The sequence below is a fragment of the Bacillus cereus genome (genome assembly GCF_002564555.1).
Classification (GTDB): Bacteria; Bacillota; Bacilli; order Bacillales; family Bacillaceae_G; genus Bacillus_A; species Bacillus_A cereus_K.
Genome location: NZ_NUVD01000050.1, coordinates 1 through 212 on the forward strand (window position 1 = coordinate 1; position 212 = coordinate 212).

A 212-nucleotide genomic window follows, 5' to 3' on the forward strand; every position below is an offset into this window, starting at 1 on the left:
AAAGGGGAAGAGAATAAATGAAAAAGAAAGTCAACTATAAGAAAAAGTTGAACACTAATAACTCTAGGAAACTATTACTGACTGCTAAACTATTAACAGCAACTTGTGTAATGATTGCACCTTTCGCACCAAATGTTTCAAATCATATACCATTTGCTCAATCAGGGGTAGCTTACGCAGATGGCCTTACAGATATTACGATTCTACAAAAT

Annotated in this window: 1 protein-coding gene; it reads left to right on the forward strand. The window is 34.0% G+C overall.

What is annotated here, in order from left to right:
• Window positions 1–17: 17 nt before the first annotated feature.
• Window positions 18–212: hypothetical protein (locus tag COI75_RS17145; protein ID WP_141535129.1), on the forward strand; the 195-nt coding region annotated here is incomplete at its 3' end.